The organism is Sphingopyxis sp. CCNWLW2, assembly GCF_037095755.1.
GTDB lineage: Bacteria > Pseudomonadota > Alphaproteobacteria > Sphingomonadales > Sphingomonadaceae > Sphingopyxis.
Genome location: NZ_JBAWKJ010000003.1, coordinates 611,346 through 632,394, shown reverse-complemented (window position 1 = coordinate 632,394; position 21,049 = coordinate 611,346). Strand labels below are relative to the sequence as shown.

The following is a 21,049-nucleotide window of genomic DNA, read 5'->3' as shown; positions in this document are numbered from 1 at the left end:
CAACGAGAGTCAAGGATAGTTTCCGACAGAGGAAACTTTTAGTTCGATATTTTATGACCGATTTGAACTCGTCCGTCTTTCGACATAACGAACAGCCGAAACGAGATGCTTGGTCCCGGACGCGTGTGAGAATTGGGAACCCAAGCGGCTATGGGAAAGCCCGGTCGCTCTCACCGGCGCAAGGTCTGGAGAACTCCGCGATCGAAGCTCACCTGGGCAAGTTGATCGTGGCACGCCCGTACAACGCTGCGTCAATCGAATAGGCGCCGGGTCCAATCAACGCCAGCGCGAGGGCGTCGATCGATCGGCCGGCGAGAAAAATCAGCGTCGCGTGGTCATTGGCCACCAGTACCAGAACACCGGCTACGCTCGCCGACGCGGCGATGATCCGGGTAGCAAAGCCCGCAACCAAAGCGATCGCCAGCCCATCAACAAGGAGCGCCGGCCAGGAACGAAGGTCGAAAAATTCCGATGCCGAGAATGTGAGAACAAGCGCAAGGGAACATCGCAAGAGCAGCAGCGCGAAACCAGCAAGGCCGGCGGGATAAACCGAAAACAATTGCTTCATGAACTGTTGGTAGCGGGTCAACCGGCGACCAGAACCCCCATATGCGCTATGGGGCAAACACCCTTTCGAGGCTTGCACGATCGGGCGGCTTGGGCAAAGGCATGCCATGCGGTTGGCTCAGTGGCTCAAGGCGGCGGTCATGCTTGCCACATTGGTCGGGCTCGCACCGGCATGGGCGCTCGATCCTACCCGGAACATCGCGCAATATACCCACACCCGCTGGACCTCGGCCGAGGATGGCGCTCCTGACTTCATCCTTTCGCTGGCGCAGGGGCGCGATGGCTATCTTTGGATCGGTGCCCGCGACGGGTTGTTCCGTTTCGACGGAATCAGTTTCGAGCGGATATCTCCCGCCCGGCCTCGGGACGACCGCACCGCCGTCAGCGCCCTCATGGTCGCTCGCGACGGCACTGTCTGGGTCGGTTATTCGTCCGGCGGAATTGAAACTTATCGCGGCGGAAAACTGCGCGACGCCGGCGTGCCGAACGCGCGGGCCTATGTGATATCCTTCGCACAGACCGCCGACGGCGCGATCTGGACCGAACTGGGCGGCGTCTTCCCTCACCTCATGCGTTATCAGAATGGGGGCTGGCGACAGGTGGGCGCAAGCTGGGGGTTGCCGCAGGAGCACCCCATCGACATCCTCGCCGCGCGCGACGGCACTCTATGGCTGACCACCCTTCAATCAGTCTATTCGCTGCCCCGAGGAACCAACCGGTTCCGGAAAGCAACAGTCATTCCCATCGGCCATGCGGCGCTGAGCGAAGACGCGGCCGGCCAGATCTGGCTCACGGACGCGGGTGGAACGCGGGCCGTGGCGCCGCGGCGCTTGGGCCGGTTCTTATATCCAACGCCGCCCGCGCCGCGAGCGGTCGGTACGTTATTCGATCGCGACGGGAACCTCTGGGGCATCACCGGACCCGAAGGAATATTCCGCGTGCTGACTCCTGACGCGGCCGGCGAATCTTCATCCGCCGCGGCGGCTGCGCGAGTCAGCGTCATTCGGGAAAGCGACGGCCTCACCTCTAACCTTTCCCCTGCGGTTTTGGAGGATCACGAGGGCAATATCTGGGTCGGCACGGCGCTGGGGCTGGATCGTTTTCGCGATGCGCACGTCGCCGTCGAGCCTTTGCTAAGCCATATTCCCGCTTGGGGAGATGTCCTGCTCGGCGCCTCCGACGGGAGCGTCTACGTCGGAGGCGCCGATCGGATCTATCGAATCCGCCCGCGGGGCATGCCGGACGTCGTGCTGGACAAGGGGGGAGACACGGAAGCGCTTTGCGAAGGACCGGATGGCGTCATTTGGATGGTCACGGCGCGCCGCTTGGTTCGCTTTCACGACAACCGGCGGACCGACCTCCCCCGCCCCTCCTCCGAAATGGGCTTCAACGATTGCGCCGTCGACCGGCACGGGGCCTTGTGGCTCACGGATTCGGGCGGCCTTTACCGCCAGAAGGGGACCGGTTGGACGTTTCAAGCACTTTTGGGAGGCGATGGCACGCGGGCCAGAAAGACGCTGATCGCGAAAAGGGACGGCAGCTTGCTCGTCTCGGTCACCACAGGTTCGCTCCGCCGGATAGACTTTCCGCGCCAGACCGAGATCGGCCGTGCGCGGCCGTTGCGCGACCTGCGGACGATGTACGAAGGATCGGACGGCGTTCTTCTTGGCGGGGGATTCGGCCTCGCGCGGCTTCGCGGCGAAAGCGTTCGCCTCCTCGACGCGGAACAGGTTCCTGCCGTTGCTGGACTAACCGGAATCTCGCAGACACCAGACGGCGAAACCTGGCTCATGGGCAGACGGGGTATCACGCGTGTGCTGACGGCGGAGCTCGATCGCGCTTTCGACGATCCTAGTCGTCCTTTGAACCCGCAGATTTTCGATTCGCGCGACGGGTTGCCAGCCTACAACGTCCGGGAGGGCAAACGCGATGTCGTCCGCGGGGGCGACGGGCGGCTGTGGTTCGCCACCGCGGCCGGTACGGTCTGGATCGATCCCACTCGATTGAGGCGCAATCCAATCCCCCCACCGGTCACTGTTTCGGCGTTGCGCGCAAATGGAGTAATTCACCGCGATCCGACCCGGGTGACCCTGCCGTCCGGCACCACTTCGATTGAAATCGCTTTTTCCGCCCTCAGCCTGTCCATCCCCGAGCGGGTCCTAGTCCGCTATCAGTTGGAAGGCGCGGAAAAGCATTGGCAAAACCCCGGCCTACGGCGTCAGGCTTTCTATACCAATCTGGGGCCCGGTACTTATCGCTTTCGGGTTATTGCCAGGAACAACGACGGCGTTTGGAACCGCGACGGTGCGACCCTCGAGTTCACCATCCCACCGACATTTCTGCAATCGAACTGGTTCATGCTGTTGACGATCCTGGCGCTGTGCGCCCTGTTGTGGATAGCCTATTCACTCCGGCTTAGGCAGGTCACCGCGGGTGTACGGGCTGCCCTGGAGGCACGCCTTGCCGAGCGCGAGAGGATTGCTCGTGAACTGCACGACACCTTGCTGCAATCGTTTCAGGGGCTGGTGTTGCGCTTTCAGGCCGTCGCCGACCGCATTCCTCCAGACCAGCCGCTTCGGCCGGTCGTCGAGCAGGCGCTCGACAGGGCTGATGCAGCGCTGATTGAGGGCCGCGACCGCGTCCGCGAACTGCGCACCGTGAGCGGGGACCTCGCGAAAGCCATCACCGATGTCGCCGAAGAGATGGCCGCCCATTCGACGACTCGTTTTGCCTTGACTGTCGAAGGCCATCCAAGGGAACTGCATCCGATGGTTCATGACGAAGTGGAAAATGTGGCCGCAGAAGCGATTCGCAACGCCTTTCAACACGCGCGGGCGCGCCGGATCGAAGCCATCCTCAGCTACCGGTCGGGCGAACTCCGCTTCGACCTTCACGACGATGGTGTCGGACTTCCGGCCGGACTGGCGGCCGGGGATGCCCCGACAGGGCATTTCGGCCTCACCGGAATGCGCGAGCGGGCGCTCCGAGTAGGCGGCGCTCTTACGATAAGCAGCCGCAAGAACGCGGGCACCGAAGTCGTGCTATCGATCCCCGCCGGTGCCGCCTACGTACCCTCCTATGATCGCAGGCGGTGGTCCGCGTTCCTGAACCGGTGGTTGGGGTCGGCGAGATGAGCGGAGAATCACAGCGAATCCGGATCTTGACGGTGGACGATCATCCCGCGCTCCGCGATGGCATCGCCGCGATCGTCGAATTCCAGCCTGACATGATCGTGGTGGGAGAGGCCTCGAACGGCCAGGAAGCCGTTGCGGCTTTCGCGAACCTGCGCCCGGATGTTACGATAATGGACCTGCAGATGCCCGGGATGGGAGGCATCGAGGCGATCACCGCCATCCGGCGTGAATGGCGTAATGCGCGCGTCATCGTCCTGACGACTTACGACGGCGACGTGCAGGCTGCACAGGCGCTGAAAGCGGGCGCTTCAGCCTATTTGCTGAAGACCTCGGTGCGCAAGGAACTGCTCGATACGATCCGCGCGGTGCACGCCGGCCGCCGCCACATTCCACCGGAGATAGCGCAAGAGATCGCCTACCACGCGGCCGATGATCCGCTCAGCGAGCGTGAGATCAGCATACTCACCCTCGTCGCTGCAGGTGCGGCGAACAAGGATGTGGCCTGGAAACTCTCGATTTCGGAGGAAACCGTCAAAGCCCACATGAAGAGCATTTTTGCAAAGCTCGACGTGCGCGATCGTACACACGCGGTGACCGCCGCACTCAAGCGCGGCATCATGACCCTGTGATAGACGCCCACCGACTGATCGCGCCGGATTAATCGACCGCCCCCTCGGCGATTATAGCCACGCGCGCGCCGCATCGCTGCACGCATCGCGCTAGGGCACGGTCGAGCGATGTAACCACCGCCCTATCCGGCAAAACCGCGCTCCCCAAATTGGGGGGCAGCGGATACCCGTGTTCGGGATTTCGTGCGCCCCGGTGCTGTGAGAAGATTGGCTTCGTCTCCAACCGCAACCACCCGGAGTGCCCATGAACCAGGGATTGCCGTTGAACCCTGACCCCGAGAACGCATCCCCTGCATTAGCGGGCCCGCCGGATCGGCCGCTGGTGTTGATCGTCGATGATGACGCGGCGGTCCGGACCGCGATCGAGGAACTGTTGTTCTCGGTTGGTATCGACACGGCCGGCTTTGGCTCGACACGCGAGCTGCTCGAGGCAGAGCTTCCCGATCGGCCAGGTTGCCTGGTGCTCGATGTGCGGATGCCCGGATCGAGCGGGCTTGATCTCCAGCAACATTTCGCCGCCACCGGCAACGCCAAGCCGATCGTCTTCCTTACGGGCCATGGGGACATCGCGATGACGGTGCAGGCCATGAAGGCCGGCGCGGTGGATTTCCTGACCAAGCCCGTCCGCGACCAGTCGCTGCTCGACGCTGTTACGGCGGGGATCGAGCGCGATATAGTCCTGCGGGCTGACGCGCATAATGTCAGGCGGCAAATGGACCGTTACGTAAATCTTACCGCGCGGGAACGCGAGGTCCTGCGGCACCTCGCACGCGGGCGGCTGAACAAGCAAATCGCCTACGATCTTGGGATCAGCGAAGTCACGGTGAAGCTCCACCGTGGCAGCATAAGACGCAAAATGGCGGTCAACACAGTCGGTGAACTCATCAGGGCTTGGGACGTGCTCCCGGCCGATCTGCGCGATGCGGGGAGCTAGAGTTTCTTATGGCTATATTTGCACCGGATTTCGCGGGACGGCCGCCGACGGGCTACCTTCCCCTGGATAGCAGCACGGCGGATGTACGTCCGCGGCGGTCATTACGCGAGAGCGAAAAGCGCTATCGCAACCTCATCCATAATCTTCCCTGGGCACTGGTGCAGGTGGATTCGACTGCGATGCTGCCGATATTCGATGACCTCCGCTGCGCTGGGGTCAGCGACATCACTTCCTATCTCGCGGCCAATCCCGCCTTGATGTTCCATTCACGCAACGTCGTTCGGGTAACCGATGCCAACCGACAGGCGGTCGAGTTGTTCGGAGCCGATGGTGCAAACCGCCTGATCGCGCCGGTGGATTACCTGTTCGCCGCCTCTCCCGACACCGCTAAACGGGTAATCGCCGCGCATTTCGATCGCCGCCGCAATCACTCCGAGATAATGAAGCTGCTGACCTTCGACGGCCGGCTGCGCGACGTCCAGCTCTCGGTGACATATCCGACACCGCCCGAGCCGCTCGACGTCACGCTCCTTACGTTCGAAGATGTCACCGAGCGACTGCGCACCGAAGCTCAGCTAAGGCAGGTCCGGGAGGACTACAGCCGTGCCACACGGATCGCCACACTCGGCGAACTCACCAGCTCGATCGCGCACGAGGTGAACCAGCCCCTGTCCGCCATCACGATGAACGCCGAAACCAGCCTGCGCTGGCTTTCGCGCACCGAGCCGGACCTGGCCAAGGTGCGCCAGTTGGTCGACCGCATCGCGGATAGTGCGCGGCTCGCGAGTCAGATCGTTCAACGCATTCGCACCATGGTCGCGCCACAGCTCCCTGATCCGGTTGCACTCGATCTTAACGCCGTGGTCGAAGAGGCGCTATTGTTCGTCCGCCACGACATCGAGATGCGCGCGATCTCCTTGTCGACTGCGCTCAATGTTGGTCTGCCGCAAGTACGCGGCGATTGCGTCCAGCTCCAGCAGGTGGTCGTGAATCTCCTCGTGAACAGCCTTCAGGCGTTGGCGCAAGCCGGCACGGCAGAAGGGCGTATCGACCTAGCCAGCGGGACCGCTGACGACGATGTGTTCTTCTCGGTCCGCGACAACGGTGCCGGCATTGCCGAGGAAGACCTCGGCCGAATCTTCGACAGCTTTTTCACCACCAAGCCCGACGGTATGGGCATCGGACTGGCCGTCTGTCAGGCGATCATCACCGCTCACGGAGGCCGGATGGTCGCGTCGAACCACCCCGCGGGCGGCGCCGTGTTCCGCTTCACGCTCCCTGCGGCTCGACCCTAATTGCAAGCATCACTGGTCGGACCTCGCGGGTTCGTTTGGCTGCTGCGCGTTATTCCCGGCCGTACCCGGCATCGGCGACGGCGGGGCTGGCATCCGGAAAGCCGAGCACCGCCGCGGTGATCGACGTTGGCAGCGGCAACGGCTTCTCGATTCTGGCGACGACCGGCAGGATGATCAGAAAATGAGCGAAATAGTAAAGGCGGCGATCTGCGAAATCACCACATAGGGCTGCTCGGCCGGCGCGCCGCCGCAATAGCCGAGAACGAGCACGCATGGCACCAGTCCGTACCAAAAGAATTTCCGGAACAGCGGCCGATAAGCGCCCGACCGTACCGGCGAGGTGTCGAGCCACGGCAGAAAGAATAGCAGGAAGATCGAGGTGAACATTGCCAACACTCCGAGCAGCTTTGCCGGGAGGATGAAGTCGACCGTTAAGGCGCGAAGGATCGCATAGAACGGCCAGAAATACCATTCGGGGACGATGTGAGCCGGAGTCGAAAGCGGATTTGCCGGGACATAATTGTCGGGATGGCCGAGCGCGTTGGGAAAGAAGAACACAAGCCCCGCGAACAAAGTGAGCACCACCGCGAAGCCGTCCTTGGCGGTGTAAAAGGGATGGAAAGGCACTGTGTCCTGCGGCCCTTTGACATCGACTCCCGTCGGATTGTTCGATCCTGGAATATGGATCGCCCAGATATGCAGCACCACCACGCCCGCGATCACGAAGGGCAGCAGGTAGTGGAGCGCAAAAAAGCGGTTCAATGTGGCATTGTCGGGCGCATAGCCGCCGATCAGCCAAGTCTGGATCGGCTCGCCGACCAGCGGAATCGCGCTGAACAGGCCGGTGATGACCTTCGCACCCCAAAAGCTCATCTGGCCCCATGGAAGGACATAGCCCATGAAGGCCGTCGCCATCAGCAAGAGAAGGATCACCAATCCCATCAGCCACGCCATTTCGCGCGGCGCCTTGTATGAGCCGTAATAGAGTCCACGAAACATATGGATATAAACCGAGGCGAAGAACAGCGACGCGCCGTTCATATGAATATAGCGGATCAACCAGCCGGCGTTGACGTCGCGCATGATATGCTCGACCGAGTTGAACGCGATGCCGTTATTCGCGGCATAATGCATCGCAAGCACCACTCCGGTGACAATCTGGATCACCAGCGCCACTCCGTTCAACACGCCGAAGTTCCAGAAAAAATTCAGGTTCCGCGGCACCGGATAGCCGCCGCCCGTCGCGTTATAGACTAAGCGCGGTAGCGGCAGTTTCTGGTCGAGCCACAGCATAAGCGGATGCGCGGGTTCATAGGGTTTCGTCCAGGGAAAGCTCATCGATGGTCCATCACTCGCGCCAAAATAAAGTTAAAAATAGCAGCGCGCAGAATGCGCGGCAGGGGCAAGACCGGTGGATGCGAATGTACCAAGCCGCGGCGACTGCCCTCAGTCGCTCAATATCCGTTCCATTCTGCGGTCGGGGACGAGCCACAGCAGAATGATGGCCAGATAGATCGCCAGGGCGATCCCGGGGTGCACAAGGGCAAGGCCGGCCGCCAGCGCGTAGGATGCGACACTGACACGGCCCTTGATATCGCGGCCGACCGCTCGCGCGATCACCGCATTTCCGGGATGCGAAGCGATGATCGTGCGCACGAGAAGTTCATAACCGATCGATGCCATGCCGAGGATGACGCCGTACGCCGCCACCGCGAGCGCGGCGAAGCCGCTCTCGTCGAGCCAGCGGATCGTATAGGGAATAAGGCTGAGCCAGAAGAGATGGAAGAGATTGGCCCATAGCACCCGCCCGTCGATGCGACCGGTCGCCTGCAGCAGGTGATGGTGATTGTTCCAAAAAAGACCGACGTTCACGAAGCTCAGTGCGTAAACGAGGAGCAGCGGCAAACTCGCCGCCAAGCCTACCCAACCATTGCCGGCGGGAACACGCAATTCTATGACCATCACCGTGATGACGATAGCAACCACGCCATCGGTTAATGCTTCCATCCGCCCAGACGGCATTCCGCGACGACCGATATCGCCGCCCAGCGTAGGGTCGCTATCGCTCACGCCAGCTCGCCTGCTCGATCTCGGTCGTTGCCTGCATTGCGCGTGTGCAGCAAGACAGTCGCATAAAACCGCGACCTGAGCTGGAAATTCGACGTCGGTCCAATAAATAGAGCCTCATCGGATATGTTCCTGTCGGAAGGAGCCGCTGGAGCGCCTGGGATGAGAGGAGCTCCAGCGGCGAGGTTGACACCGGAGCAACAGGGTCAGCAGTTCCGGTGCCGGGGGCTTCTTACTGAAACCTTGATGGCGCATTTGACCGGACTGCCGATATCGTACGGGCAGACAGGTTTGGATCGGCCGAATGGCCAGTGACCCTGTGCTTTGAGATAGGTCGGGTTCGCCGAGGTCGGGCTGCGCCGAGGCCAATGCCAGCAAGGCGAGCACCACTTTTTCGTCAATGACGCACCCGTGGCGCTAACGGCGTGCGGCGGCTGCTGCCGTTGGAAATGGGGGAGGAAGACGCAGGTTGGCCCTGCTGGAAGGATGAAAGAGATCTGAAGGAGGGCTGCCGCCCCGAGCCCCGGCAACCGGGTTCATGGATATGAGCAGTTCAATGCAATTTACGACAATAGCCGATCCGCTAAACTTGGCCGACCGGGCAAATGACGAATACCCACCCCGCGCCGGCGGCGAGTCGTCACAAGGGGTTCTTCACACGACAATGCTTCACACGGTCCTGAAGGGACGTGTTTCGCTCACCGCGGTGACGCGGGCCGACAGCAAGGTCATGCACCATGTCGCCACGCTCATGCATAGTTCGACCAGCAGCGGCCATGGATTGGCGGCAGCCCTGCTGCCCGGCAGTCTTTTGCTCAAGACGCCAGCCGTCATCGTCCATGCGACCGCGAGCCAGTCGCCGCTGTTCCTCGGCGAGGCGGAGGTCGTCGCCATCGCGATGGGTTGTCCTGTCCTGTTGCTTCGGCGGTCGGCCGACGGATCGGCTCCCGACTTGACGGTCGACGTCGCCCTGCCCGGCCCTGCTGACCTGAGCTGGCTCCTCGACTATCGCCTTTACCGCACCCTCGCCGGCGACGGCTGGTTGGTGCCGCCGGGTAGCGGGCCGTCGATCCAGCTGATGCGCCACGGACTGTTCCTGTCAGAACATGCGCCTTACTCGGACCACTGGGACTGCGATGCCGGACTGGACCGGGCGAGCGCGCACCTGGCCTCACACCGGATCGGAGGCTGGTCATGGTGATGAAAAAGATCCCTGCCCTCGGAAATCTCGATTTCGTCCCGATCCCCGGCGGCGACGATCCAACTTTTATCTTCGGCGTCGTCCGACGGCAGATCAAGGACGGCCCCATTCAGACCGTTCCAGTCTCCGTGCTCAAGCGCCTTTGTCCGGGTCGGAAAGCCGACGTTGCCGCACCCTGGGTGCCCAGCTGCTATCGCTGGGATGTGCTGTTGCCGCCGCACGCGAGTGACGAATTTCTTGACCCGAAACGGCTCTGCGAAAAATATGAGGAGCAGGCGTGCAACAATCTCAAGGATCTCCTTGTGATGATCACGCTTCGCTTTCCCAATCCCGATCGCCTGCATCAGACCTGGGAAGATGTTCGCGCCTTTGCACGCGATCGCCTGTGCCGGGAACGCAACGTCGCCGTCATCGCCGCAATGCATCTGCCTGTTGCGGTCGGCTCGACCAATCCGCCGCACATCCATCTGATGGCGATGGCCCGCGAGCTCCAATGCTTTGGCTTCGGTCCCTTTGTCCGTCCGTTTTCCGCCGACGCAGGCAAGGCGATGATCGCTGCCGAATGGGCCGACTGGCAGAAGCGGCGAGACGGTACCGACACCGCTGGCGGATAACCTGACGTCGGCTGCCGACGCTCCGGACGTTGGCCGGAGTTTCCCCTCACAGAAGAAGAACCAGCTTTTGGCTGGTACGAACAGATGAAAGCAGCGGTCGCCCAGCCCGACCGCTGCGAAGACTGGATTGACGATGAAAAAATATATGACCGCCAAAGATCGGCTCGAGGAAGCTGAGACATTAATGGCTGCACTTGCGATCGTACGGACTGCCGGGCTGGAACTGGATGGCAAGCTCCCCGTCCTACCGCCCGAGTTTGCACGATATCTGATAGCGCCCGACGCGTTCCTTCTCGTCGTGCCATCGACAGCGTCCAACGGAACCGATCGGCCTAGGGTCGCGAACGCGATGTGCTTATCGAAGTGCGACGCGCTGATCGTCCGAATCTCGCGGCCCTGCGACGGCGCGAAGAAGATAATCCTCGACATAGGGGTCGATGGTCTCGTGCCGACTTGGCACCGGGAATATCGTCCCTGTTTGCTCGATGGCTTTATCCATTTCATGCCCGGTCATGATCCGGGCGGACCCATATTCAGGCTGACCCCGAAGGGGCTGACCTCGTCGGTGGATTTTGATGTGTTGCAGCCCGATGAGCACTGACAAACCGAACGACGCGAGACTCGCAGCCAGGGCCTATTTCATCAAACGCGGTGTTGATCCCATGCAACATGGCGGGGCGGGCATGCGCACATTCCTCAATATCGCTGAGCTGTGGAGCCTGAGCGACGAGGAGCAAATGGATCTGCTAGGCATATATGACCTCGCGACCTTCGAAGATTGGAAGGTCCGCGTGCGAACGCATGAGGCCGTCGCGATTCCAGTCGATGTGATCGTGAGGATCGGCTGCGTTTTGTCGATCTATGGATCTCTCATAACGCTCTTTCCCGAGGAGCGAACGGCCGACTGGTTGCGTGCGCCGAATGCGGACGAGATTTTTGAGGGTAGAAGTGCGTTGGCCATAATGACCAGCGGCGAGCTTGGTGATCTCGACAAAGTGGTCGGGTATCTTTTGGGAATGATTTACGGCTGAAAAGACGATCTGGCCTCAATCTCGTCTACCGTGTTCACGTCAAAAGTCCGATCAGACTGGTCTCCGCTCGATTATTTCGGCCAAATGTGGCCGATCATTGATTGGAAGAAAAATCTTCGATTTCTGTAAGATACTACCTCATAGCATCCTAAATTGGCCGATCTTTTGGCCGATCTTTTGGCCGATCTTTTGGCCGATCTGGACGGTTTGCAGATAGTTCTATTGTGGAGCCTCGCCATCGGTGGCTAAACCCACAAGAATGGCTGACCGAAACGCTCAGCAAGCTCGCAAACGGTCGGCGAGACGATCAACCCCGCGGCCTCGAACTGCGTGTGCAAATCCCGGCGCCATGCGTAAACCTGCGAGGATCCAGCCCATGCCGGCGCGCCACAGCACTGACGCCCTCACGGCCCGGATAGCACTCCGCGACGATCGAGACCTTCACTTCGGGCGTCACTCCCGCCGCTTGCCCGCGCCCGTGAGTCACCTCGAAGCTACCTCGGGGGTGCGCTCTAGCATCTCGATCTGGAGGCTGTAGAAATCTTCGCAACCGAAGCGATGTCGACTTCCAGCCAGTAATCATTGCACATTCTCAGTCGCCCCCCTGACCATTGCGACTCATCTTCGTTCTCATTATGTTCCATATATGGAAATGGCGCCAACCCCTTTCGATCCCGATGCCCCGGACGGTGGACGCCGTGCGCTCATAAGGCGCAATCCCGGCCATGAAAATGGAGTCAAAATGGTGGAAGCGGTCTGGGGAAGCGGTCCCGGCTTCTCGGACGGCGTCAATTACCGTTTGGTCCGCTCGGATGTCGGATCCCTGCAAGCGCAGGCCGCCTTTCCGCTGTGACTGCGCAGACCAACACGCCCGCATCGTGGGCCGCCTCGCAGCCCGACCTCTTTGCCCCCCCGCTCCTTCCCGGTCTCTCTTATGCAGAGGAGATCATCGACGCTGACAAAGAGTGTCAGCTGATCGCAGCCATCGGCACGTCCGGCCTCACGCCCTTCCAGTTCCAACAGTGGAAAGGAAAAAGGCTGACGCGCTCGTTCGGCTGGACCTATGATTTCCAGACCGGCCGCTTCGCCCCGGGAGATCCCATCCCCAATTGGCTCGACTTAATTAGGGACCGCGCTGCGCAATTCGCAGGCTTGGATCCTAAGGTTCTCGAGCAGGCGCTGATCATCGAATACGGCGAGGGGGCCGGCATCGGCTGGCACAAGGATCGCCCCGTGTTCGAACATGTCATCGGTGTATCGTTGGGCGCGCCGGCATCGATGCGGTTTCGACGCCGCGGCGGGAACGGCTTCGACCGTGCCACGACGGGACTTGCCCCGCGCTCGATCTATCACATGCACGGCGAGGTCCGTGATGCCTGGGAGCATAGCATTGCTCCGATGAATGTGCCGCGCTGGTCCATTACATTTCGGAGTCTCCGTGTGCGTCGAGTTCCGGATATCTCGACAGGGACATAGAGGTGCGTTTGCGGTGCCTTCCGTTGGCCATCCTCGACAAGATATCTTCCCGAATACGGATGACCGCATCTATCGAGCACCATCGACATTGAGCTCGGCCCGTGATCGCCAATTTCATGTTGAGCGACGCTAACGGCCTAGGCACCACGCCGCCACACTCGCTGCTGCGACTTCTTAAGCGCCGGGCCTCAAGAGCATTCCACCCGGCCCATTCCGTCGAACCAGAAGTCGAAGAGAACAAGTCCTCTAGGAGGGCGCAATAAATGCTAAACTGATCCTCAGTTTAGCCTGCGTAGGTGAATTCGGAGCATAGAGGGCGTTCGGGAGGGTCCCCGTCACTTTTGCACGCAGCTATGCATTTCGATGTCGAACCGGAATTAACCAATAAAATCAGAACTATTTTCGATACCGATCTAGCCAGCGAAGAAACACGGCTGTTACAATTTCTCCAACAGACTTTTGGAGATCGTATGCTGCGCCCACTGACACCCATAGGCCGCTGCTCGAAGAAACTTCGCCGCATGTTGGAAATCGAAGAAGAGCAAGCTCTGGCTTGGCGAATCAAGATTCCGAAACGCGCCATGGACGACGAATTGCAAGCTCGGATCAAAGGCGGTCGCTGGATCATTCCACCGAGCTTCTCTGTTCCCGGACCATTTTGGCATCGCCCAACATCGCCGGAAGGTCATGTCAGCTTCCACTTCCGCTGGACGACGGTCACAAGAAACTCGGATGGGAAATCCGTAGTGTCGGACACGCGTGGCAAGGCGCGCGAAAAGGAAAGCCACCCCGGCGATCACGACAAATATATCGCCCGCGAGGGCGCTGTCATGACGATCGGCCCCGCTGAGTTTGATGGTTACGCTGCACGTGGTGAAAACACTGGTTCCAACAATGCCCGCGGCGATGTCGCACTAATGTCGAACATCAGCCTGGATCCCGCAGTGAGGGCGAGCTTCTGGAGCGCTGTGCATTCGACTGCACGAAAGGCCGGCGCCGATCGGCTCATCTTGGAACCTTCACGGGCATCGCGGAAGGAATGGAAGGCGCTCGCCGCTGCCGAGGATGCCCCTTCAAACATTCGGGACATTGCCGCTCAATTTGCTGCCGGAACGCTGTTGCGCAAGGCGGAACTCCCAATGACGGACGAAGAGGCCGCCTCGGCGATCGACCTCATCCGTCTGTCTATTCCGGGCGCTGATCGGAAAAAGGGACCCGTACGGTTTGCACGAGGTCGAAAGGGCCGAACGCAATACAGACTCGAGACCGAGATTCCTGACGGATTGGACGATGCCGCTCGGGTACGCATCATGGTCAAAGTGGCGGAGGAAGTGGAGACGACCGGTGCGATGTACACGCTCGTGATCCACGAGCCCGACGAACATAATGATGGCCGCAATTACCATCTGCATTTGGTTGCGCACGACCGGCCCGCGAGCCTTATCAACGGTCTGTGGGACTTCACGATCGCCACGGCTGTCGAAGGGCAAAGTGGGCGTGTCAATTTCAAGGAGCGTCAGAAAAAGGTCGTCCTATCGCACCTGAAAACGAGTTCGAACCGCGGCGATTTTGAAGCCTTCCTAAAATATCTGCGCCGCAAGTTCGCCGACATCTGCAACGAGGAGCTCGAATTGGCGGGAAGCAAGCGGCTCTTCGATCCGCGGAAATACTCGCTCATGGGTATCGACCGACAGCCTACCAAGAAGCTTGGAACGCGGCTTGCTCCGCTGGAGGCGGCCGGAGTACCGACGGTGAAAGGCTCGATCAATTCTGAGATCATTTGGAGCTACGAGCTCAAATCCTGCGTTACCGACTGTGAGCCCGCCCGCGCGCTACGTGAACAGACCATCGAAATTATCAGTGCCGCAGTTGACCGGATGTCGCCCTCTGATCCCGACACCCCGGCCGCCCGTGCTGCTCTTGAGCGAGCGGTGCGGGCTGCGAAATTCCTCGACTTGGTTGAGCCCGAACTGGCCGAATATGACGTGACGCTCGCAATGGCGCGCGCAAGGCCGGCAAAGGTCCTAAATCTCTGCTCGCGTATTATTGACGACCTTGAAGCTGGCGGCGGGAAGTCAACAGATCGCCGGAATAGGGCCCGCATTCTGCAGCGCCGAGACGAAGCGACTGCATTTCTCCAGACGATCGAGCAAATTGACCGTGAGAACCAGAAAGTCATCGCAGGACAGCGTCCGCTGATTGACGAGGCGCTCCGCGACCTGTTCGCGGCGGCGAATTATTTGGGACGGTTGGCGGTTCCGAAATCACCGGAAGTACAATCCTTGCATAGTCCGAGGGTCTCCGCGCCTTCCCTCCTTCCGCCGTCGACGACGTCCTCACCCGCACCGCGGGATCCAATTCTCATCGCACCCGAGCAGGACCTGCGGAATGAGAAGCGGGTAGTCACGCCCGCAAACGAGCCCATGATTGCTGACCCAGTCAGGCAGCCCGAGCTTGCGACAATCATCGCGAGGATATCGGCAGACCGGCTTGTAGTGCTTGGCCCAGAGTACCACGGCGACGACGGCTATCGTGTCGCAGGAGTCAGCCGCGCCGAATTGCAGGTCCTGCGTGACCCTAGCACCAAAGACCGCGCCCAGACCGAGTTGGCCGATCTGGCCAAGCGGCAGATCGACGAGATCAAGCGCGCTCATCTTCTGTACAAATCCTATGGACCTGCAGCCGCAGCGGAAAGAAGCACGACCTCGAGCGATACCACCGCGAAAAATCTCCCGTTGCAGACCCTTCAGGCCTATCGAGATCATCCTCTCGCAGCGCGCCTGATGGGATGGGAGACTCCAGAGCAGGAGGTCGCCTCCGCCAAGGAGCCATCGATCTGGCGTCGCGTGCGGTCGTCTGTCGAAGCGGCCTTTTCTCAGTCCGAGATCGAGGTCGAATCGCATGATGAAGAGCACTTGGAACCCCCACTCGCGGCACCCGATCAGTCTCCCGCGATGTCAGTCGCCAACCCTAGCCCGTCGCGCGAAGAGACCATCGAAGCATACGCTGTTGCGATCCGAACCGGTCCAGATGTGCGCATCCTAACGACCGACGGGAAACGACGTGTCGATCCTTCCAGTGTTCCCGACTGGAAATGGAGCGTAGAGGCTTTCGAGGACGACGAGTCCGTCGAGAAGGCGATAGATGACCGATGGGAGGAAGATCACAAGAAGGCGCGGGACGCCGAGCGTCACCGGCTCCAAGTGGAGAATAACCGCGCCAGACGGAGGGCGCAGATATTGGAGGCATTCGAGGCCGGGGAACTGATCGCCTCTAGGGGCAACAATCGCTGGATCATTGAAGGAAGCGACGAAGATCTATGCTATTTCGCGGCTCAATGGTGTGATCATCCTGAAATTGCTTCCGTACTCGAAGAGAGCGCACGACTCCCGCGTCGCAACTCCGCTGCCCCACGTGATCCGAAAGCCTCGAACCATCAGCAAGCCTCGAATTCGGAGTTCGCAACGTTTCGTGATTTAACCTTCGGCACCGGAAACTCTGCTCGAGGAGAACCTTCACTGCCTCCAGCCGCACATGATGATCATGCACTCGCTGACCAGAAGTGGTTTCGAGATAGGAATGGGCATGGCCGGCAATGAAGTGCGTTATTCGGCGCATGATTAAGCAGCAGGCTCTCTTGGCGGCTTTGCGCCTCAGGTCAGCCGTTTAACCTTGTCTCGGATGTTCTCGAAAGCGGACGTCAGCCCGCAGCGAGATATTTTGGAGCATTCTCTTGGCAATGCGCCCGAACGCGAGCGAGCCAGCTGTCGAACCAGACCCATGTGTTCTTGTAGTCACCCGCTTTGCCAAAACCGTTTATGGGATTTTTAGCGTCCAGCTCTTTCCACAGTGATGTATGAGCCGTTTGATTGAATCGCTCGTACCCTTCAGCGCGCATCGCGTCGATTATTTGCCTCGCGGTGTAGCGGGATTTGTCGACCTCTTTGAGCAAGACCGCGTTGATCGCCTTGGCCTCTTCTGAATCAGGCTTGATGAACTCAATGGCCGTGTCCGCTTTGCTCGCTTTCGCGCCAAGTTTTGGAACAAATGCAACACGGTAAGAGAAGGCAGGATCCTTCAATTCGCCGTCACTCATCTTGGCGTGAAATGCGTCCATGGTCGACGCGACCGTTGTTGGAAGAGCTGACTGTTTTTTGAGGCCCGCTACCTGTGCCGCATCAAATGTCGCGAATTGGAGTGCAATCGGCAACCGGCGCTCAAGTCCGAATTGGGCGCCAAACCATGCACGGATGGCTTCGTTAAAATTAATGCAGCAAGCTTGCATCAACGGGCCGAGCGCATTGTCTATTCGATCCGTGGACCGATGCTCGATTTCGTGCCGGATCTCCAACAACAGTGCGAGGTTCTGTTTCGCGCCCTTGCTCAATGGCAATTTGTCGTTTTTCAAACACTTGCCGAGCTCCCAATACGATTCCGCACCGCTCGCCAGAATTTTCGGCACACCATTGGCTTTGTGGCGGTAGTCGATACCTTCGCGCTTGAACCAGGCGTGGCAAAGGTAGGTCCAGCCGATCATTGCCGTCGTGATAAATATCTCAGCGCGAAACTGGAGGCCTGCCGAATTGAAATTGTGGACTGCTGCGATCATCGCCTCGCGCGACTTAACAAGTAGCTCGTCCCCACGGAGACTCAGTCCCGTTTCACCGTCGACGTCGGGCCAACAGCTCAGATAGTCTTCCAGCTGGTCGGCGCCTGCGGATTTAACAGCCTTGTGCCTCTTTTCCGAGCGTATCTCCGAAATCAGCCGGTGATTAATCGAGCGAGTTGGTCTCGTGAAGTAGGCGAGAATGTCTTGATCATTGTACTTTTTGGTAGCGAGCATAGCTTTGACTAATGCGACTTCCCATCGCTCAAGACTATGACCTCGTTTTCGACTTGGCATGGACTTAGTACCTCGATTCCTGGACCGAATGCGGGTTGGCGACGACACCTATCAGAAAATTGGAGACAGTTTGATTTGTAATTCGAGGAATTCGGTGCTCTCTTCCTACCACGGATACGAAGAATGGGGCTTCTAGAGGCGCATTGGGGGCAAAGATGCAGTTGTCGTTGGATGATCTCTACCGAATGACGGCACACATTTATCAGGACGCCAATCTTGGTCGTAGCAGGGAGGCTACGCTCCTTCATTTCGTCGAGGTCTGCGGCATGCTGACGTTGATCGATCGGAAAAAGAAGCGAGACAAGTTCGACGTTCCGGGCGCTCTCTGCAAAGCGTTGGGCTGGTACTTTCCACTACTTGCGAAAATGGGCGTCGAAAGCGTCGAGCAATTGCTGTTCGCCAAATATCCCGGCGTATGCCCCTACTGTCGAAAGTCGCCCCATGCTGAGCAGGATTGTAAGCTCGTGCGAGGGACCGAGGAGGTTCTTTCTCACGAGAAGGTTAGGGAGCTTACGAGCGAAAATTGGGATTCAAGGCCTAAGGATCTCAATGAATGGCAAGCTATGTTCGGCCGTATCTACCCTCGATCATATAACGCTGCTGCCGGATTTAGCACGATCGCTTTGCTTGAGGAGGTCGGCGAACTTGCGGAAGCAGTGCGCGTTTTCGACAGATACCCTCACTACTTTTATGGCGAGGCGGCGGACGTATTTTCATACATCATGGGCTTAGCCAACGAGTATTCTTTGGCGTTGAGTGAACGCGATGAGACCTTCGATTTTCAGGTGGAATATCTTGCTCGATATCCTGGGCTTTGCATTGCGTGCGGCGCCAAGATTTGCATTTGCCCTACGGTTCCTCAGGCCACCGTAGGGCGCATGGCTAAGGAGATGCCCCTCAGCGTTGGAGCAATCCAAAACGCCGAGGAGTTTGAGAAGAGCGGTCGGGATGTGGCTAACAGAGTTCTGGAAAGTGTCGGTCGAGTAACTGGGATCGACACCTACCTCCCGTTTGATCGCGGTGAGATGAATGCGGGTCTAACGCAATTGGCGTTCCGGCTGGCCAATGCGCTTGGAGACAATAAAGAAACTGCCGATCAGTTGTTCGAATTGGCTATCAGGCTCGGCAATGAGAAGCGTCAAAGTGGGACGGAGGCGCATCGCCTTACGGTGGACGTGCTCGACTTGTTGAAAGAAGCGTGGCTGAAGGCGGATCCAGAAATCCAAGCGGCTATTGAGCTTGAGCAGCCGGAACTTCGGCCCCTGACACATATCCTCGATACCAATATTCTCGTTGTGACGGCGAACCCCCGCGGAAGGGACGATCGGGCTTTACGGCTGGATCGTGAGATTAGTGCGATTCAAGAGCGCGTGTTGATGGGCAATGAGCGCGATCGCATCAATATTTCTACCCTCACAGCGGCCACCGTCGACAGTTTACGACATCGATTGCTTTCGAACAGTTTTGATGTGGTGCACTTTGCCGGACACGCCAATGCTGAAGGGATTGAACTCGAAGGTGAGGACGGTTCCCATACACTCGAGTTTGGCGCGCTGATGAAGATGCTCGAGGTTCAGAAAAGCCTTAAGTGCGTGATATTGAATGCTTGTAGCGCAATGCAAGGGTTAGATAGGGCCACCGGGCCGCTCATAATCGGCATGGTCGACGAAATCGACGACGACGAAGCGATCGTATTCGCAAAGGGTTTCTACGACGCGCTTGCATCTGGGCGAAGCCCCGAAGAGGCAGTAGGGATTGCGGAGACCGCCCTTGAGTCTATGGGCATGGACCGTCACATCGTGGCCCGCATATCCGGTACCCGCTCGGCCCATCGTGCCGAGAATTAATTCAGGACTTGGACAGATAATGAGACAGTTTGGCGTGAAGCATTGGACCAATGAATCGGTTCGTCGTTTCTCGCCAAATGCCGATCCGGTCGAAGCGATCATAAAGATGGCGCGCGCTGTCGTATTGCGCGCACGGGACGAAGGATGGCAGGGTCCCCCGTTTAACCCAATTGCACTTGCCAAAGTGCTGCGAATTCCAGTTGAGGCCAGCGCGGCGGTTCCGGATGCACGGACCATCGTCGATGAGCGTGGCACTCGCATCGAATATAATCCGCAGCAGCGTCGAGCTCGCGCTCGCTTTTCCATCGCCCACGAAATTGTGCACACGTTTTTTCCCGACCATGGCGAAGCGGTGCGGCATCGGGGAGGCGACAAGACGATCTCGGACGATTGGCAGCTAGAGCTACTTTGCAACATTGGCGCGGCCGAAATGGTCATGCCGATCGGCAGCCTTCCAAAGCTGACTGAAGTGCCGTCGCTTGAGACATTGTTGGCGGACCGGATGAAGTTTGACGTGTCGGTCGAGGCGTATCTCATTCGGATCGTGAGTGTCACCGCGGAGCCAGTGACGATGTTCATCGCGTCGGCCCATTCATCTGGAGACACTTACGACTACCGAATAGACTATACTGCCCCATCTGAGACCGCTCCGCTTCGAGATCTTAGGGAGCAGATTGTCCCATCAACTAGCGTGGTGCGACAATGCACTGCAATTGGAGCTTCGGCGCGGGGCATTGAAAGTTGGTGGCAAAATGGCGAGGCATTGATCGAGTGTGTCGGTATCCCCGGTTACCCAGGCACAGCATTGCCGCGGGTAGCTGGCCTAATTCGTCACAATGAGCGGCGGCTATCCGACTTTATGCATTTCATCCATGGCGACATTCTATCGCCTCGGGAAATCCCGCCAATTATCGTGTGCCAGCTTGTAAACGATCGAGCCGTTCGCTGGGGCGGCGGTGTAGCGCGGCAGATGGCTCGCAGACATCCTAACGCGGAAGCCGAGTTTGGCGAATGGATCAAAACTGTTCCCCGCGCGGCAAGGCTAGGAGAGGTGCACTTCGCGCGCACGAAAGGAGAGGTGATCCTTGCGAGTCTGGTGGCACAAGAGGGGTACGGGCAGAGCGCAAGCCGGATACGATATCATGCGTTGAATGATTGTCTGCGCCGCGTCGCAGAGTACGCCAAGCGACACGATTGCTCCGTACACATGCCCCGTATCGGTACCGGAGGAGCTGGTGCGGATTGGGAGGTTGTGGAGTCAATAATTAGACAGAATTTTGAGGGATTGCAGAAGGGGGTATGGATTTACGATCTCCCACCTAGGCAGACCCAGCAAGATATGGGTTTCTAA

Annotated in this window: 15 protein-coding genes and 1 pseudogene; 12 read left to right on the top strand and 4 right to left on the bottom strand. The window is 59.2% G+C overall.

All coding sequences use genetic code 11. The features are described from left to right. Window positions 1–208 precede the first annotated feature (208 nt). Window positions 209–589, bottom strand: a complete 381-nt coding sequence (locus V8J55_RS20395) for a hypothetical protein (RefSeq protein ID WP_336447402.1) — start codon at window positions 587–589, stop codon at window positions 209–211. 118 nt (window positions 590–707) lie between these two features. On the opposite strand from V8J55_RS20395, the gene V8J55_RS20390 reads away from it, so the two are divergent. The 4 genes from V8J55_RS20390 to V8J55_RS20375 all read left to right on the top strand — a co-directional run bounded on the left by V8J55_RS20390 (window position 708) and on the right by V8J55_RS20375 (window position 6,559). Beyond that, complete coding sequence (locus V8J55_RS20390; protein ID WP_336447401.1) at window positions 708–3,701, top strand: sensor histidine kinase; 2,994 nt, start codon at window positions 708–710, stop codon at window positions 3,699–3,701. A gap of 32 nt (window positions 3,702–3,733) precedes the next feature. Continuing rightward, a complete protein-coding gene (locus V8J55_RS20385) occupies window positions 3,734–4,330 on the top strand; it encodes a response regulator transcription factor (RefSeq protein WP_336447400.1) in 597 nt (198 codons plus the stop codon). 244 nt (window positions 4,331–4,574) lie between these two features. Continuing rightward, window positions 4,575–5,264: a response regulator transcription factor gene (locus V8J55_RS20380; RefSeq protein WP_336447399.1), complete on the top strand. Its 690-nt coding sequence runs from the start codon at window positions 4,575–4,577 to the stop codon at window positions 5,262–5,264. Window positions 5,265–5,272: 8 nt separating this feature from the next. After that, window positions 5,273–6,559, top strand: a complete 1,287-nt coding sequence (locus V8J55_RS20375) for a PAS domain-containing sensor histidine kinase (RefSeq protein ID WP_336447398.1) — start codon at window positions 5,273–5,275, stop codon at window positions 6,557–6,559. Window positions 6,560–6,608: 49 nt separating this feature from the next. On the opposite strand, the pseudogene V8J55_RS20370 reads toward V8J55_RS20375, so the two are convergent. Next, window positions 6,609–7,897 (bottom strand): annotated as a pseudogene (locus V8J55_RS20370) (cytochrome b). A 108-nt stretch (window positions 7,898–8,005) separates the two neighbouring features. Beyond that, window positions 8,006–8,629 carry a TMEM175 family protein gene (locus V8J55_RS20365; protein WP_336447397.1) on the bottom strand — a complete coding sequence of 208 codons (624 nt, stop codon included), beginning with the start codon at window positions 8,627–8,629 and terminating at the stop codon, window positions 8,006–8,008. A gap of 661 nt (window positions 8,630–9,290) precedes the next feature. Here V8J55_RS20365 and V8J55_RS20360 point away from each other — a divergent pair. From V8J55_RS20360 to V8J55_RS20335, 6 genes are all read left to right on the top strand, one after another. Continuing rightward, entirely contained in the window at window positions 9,291–9,827 is a 537-nt protein-coding gene (locus V8J55_RS20360) for a hypothetical protein (RefSeq protein WP_336447396.1), read from the top strand. Further along, on the top strand, window positions 9,821–10,441 hold the full coding sequence (locus V8J55_RS20355; protein WP_336447395.1) for a hypothetical protein: 621 nt from the start codon (window positions 9,821–9,823) through the stop codon (window positions 10,439–10,441). Before V8J55_RS20360 ends, V8J55_RS20355 begins: the two co-directional genes overlap by 7 nt. A gap of 133 nt (window positions 10,442–10,574) precedes the next feature. After that, window positions 10,575–11,042, top strand: coding sequence for a hypothetical protein (locus V8J55_RS20350; RefSeq protein ID WP_336447394.1), 468 nt, complete (start codon window positions 10,575–10,577; stop codon window positions 11,040–11,042). Next, on the top strand, window positions 11,032–11,472 hold the full coding sequence (locus tag V8J55_RS20345; protein ID WP_336447393.1) for an antitoxin Xre-like helix-turn-helix domain-containing protein: 441 nt from the start codon (window positions 11,032–11,034) through the stop codon (window positions 11,470–11,472). The genes V8J55_RS20350 and V8J55_RS20345 overlap by 11 nt, the downstream gene beginning before the upstream one ends. A gap of 849 nt (window positions 11,473–12,321) precedes the next feature. After that, entirely contained in the window at window positions 12,322–12,948 is a 627-nt protein-coding gene (locus tag V8J55_RS20340) for an alpha-ketoglutarate-dependent dioxygenase AlkB (RefSeq protein ID WP_336447392.1), read from the top strand. A 353-nt stretch (window positions 12,949–13,301) separates the two neighbouring features. Beyond that, the gene (locus V8J55_RS20335) at window positions 13,302–16,547 is read left to right on the top strand and encodes a MobA/MobL family protein (RefSeq protein ID WP_336447391.1); all 3,246 of its coding nucleotides are present in this window, start codon (window positions 13,302–13,304) and stop codon (window positions 16,545–16,547) included. A gap of 101 nt (window positions 16,548–16,648) precedes the next feature. Here the strand turns inward: V8J55_RS20335 and V8J55_RS20330 are convergent, their stop codons facing one another. Next, a complete protein-coding gene (locus V8J55_RS20330; protein ID WP_336447390.1) occupies window positions 16,649–17,791 on the bottom strand; it encodes a DUF3644 domain-containing protein in 1,143 nt (380 codons plus the stop codon). Between the two features lie 215 nt (window positions 17,792–18,006). On the opposite strand from V8J55_RS20330, the gene V8J55_RS20325 reads away from it, so the two are divergent. Together V8J55_RS20325 and V8J55_RS20320 are read left to right on the top strand one after the other, a co-directional pair. After that, window positions 18,007–19,698 (top strand): CHAT domain-containing protein, encoded by a 1,692-nt coding sequence (locus tag V8J55_RS20325; protein ID WP_336447389.1) that lies wholly within the window; start codon window positions 18,007–18,009, stop codon window positions 19,696–19,698. A 34-nt stretch (window positions 19,699–19,732) separates the two neighbouring features. Next, window positions 19,733–21,049, top strand: a complete 1,317-nt coding sequence (locus V8J55_RS20320) for a macro domain-containing protein (protein WP_336447388.1) — start codon at window positions 19,733–19,735, stop codon at window positions 21,047–21,049.

What these genes read in the sequence shown, in the direction of transcription:
- V8J55_RS20390 (WP_336447401.1), top strand. Translation starts at nt 708, where the DNA reads ATGCTTGCCACATTGGTCGGGCTCGCACCGGCATGGGCGCTCGATCCT.
- V8J55_RS20380 (WP_336447399.1), top strand. Translation starts at nt 4,575, where the DNA reads ATGAACCAGGGATTGCCGTTGAACCCTGACCCCGAGAACGCATCCCCT.
- V8J55_RS20375 (WP_336447398.1), top strand. Translation starts at nt 5,273, where the DNA reads ATGGCTATATTTGCACCGGATTTCGCGGGACGGCCGCCGACGGGCTAC.
- V8J55_RS20360 (WP_336447396.1), top strand. Translation starts at nt 9,291, where the DNA reads ATGCTTCACACGGTCCTGAAGGGACGTGTTTCGCTCACCGCGGTGACG.
- V8J55_RS20355 (WP_336447395.1), top strand. Translation starts at nt 9,821, where the DNA reads ATGGTGATGAAAAAGATCCCTGCCCTCGGAAATCTCGATTTCGTCCCG.
- V8J55_RS20350 (WP_336447394.1), top strand. Translation starts at nt 10,575, where the DNA reads ATGAAAAAATATATGACCGCCAAAGATCGGCTCGAGGAAGCTGAGACA.
- V8J55_RS20345 (WP_336447393.1), top strand. Translation starts at nt 11,032, where the DNA reads ATGAGCACTGACAAACCGAACGACGCGAGACTCGCAGCCAGGGCCTAT.
- V8J55_RS20335 (WP_336447391.1), top strand. Translation starts at nt 13,302, where the DNA reads ATGCATTTCGATGTCGAACCGGAATTAACCAATAAAATCAGAACTATT.
- V8J55_RS20330 (WP_336447390.1), bottom strand. Translation starts at nt 17,791, where the DNA reads ATGCTCGCTACCAAAAAGTACAATGATCAAGACATTCTCGCCTACTTC.
- V8J55_RS20325 (WP_336447389.1), top strand. Translation starts at nt 18,007, where the DNA reads ATGCAGTTGTCGTTGGATGATCTCTACCGAATGACGGCACACATTTAT.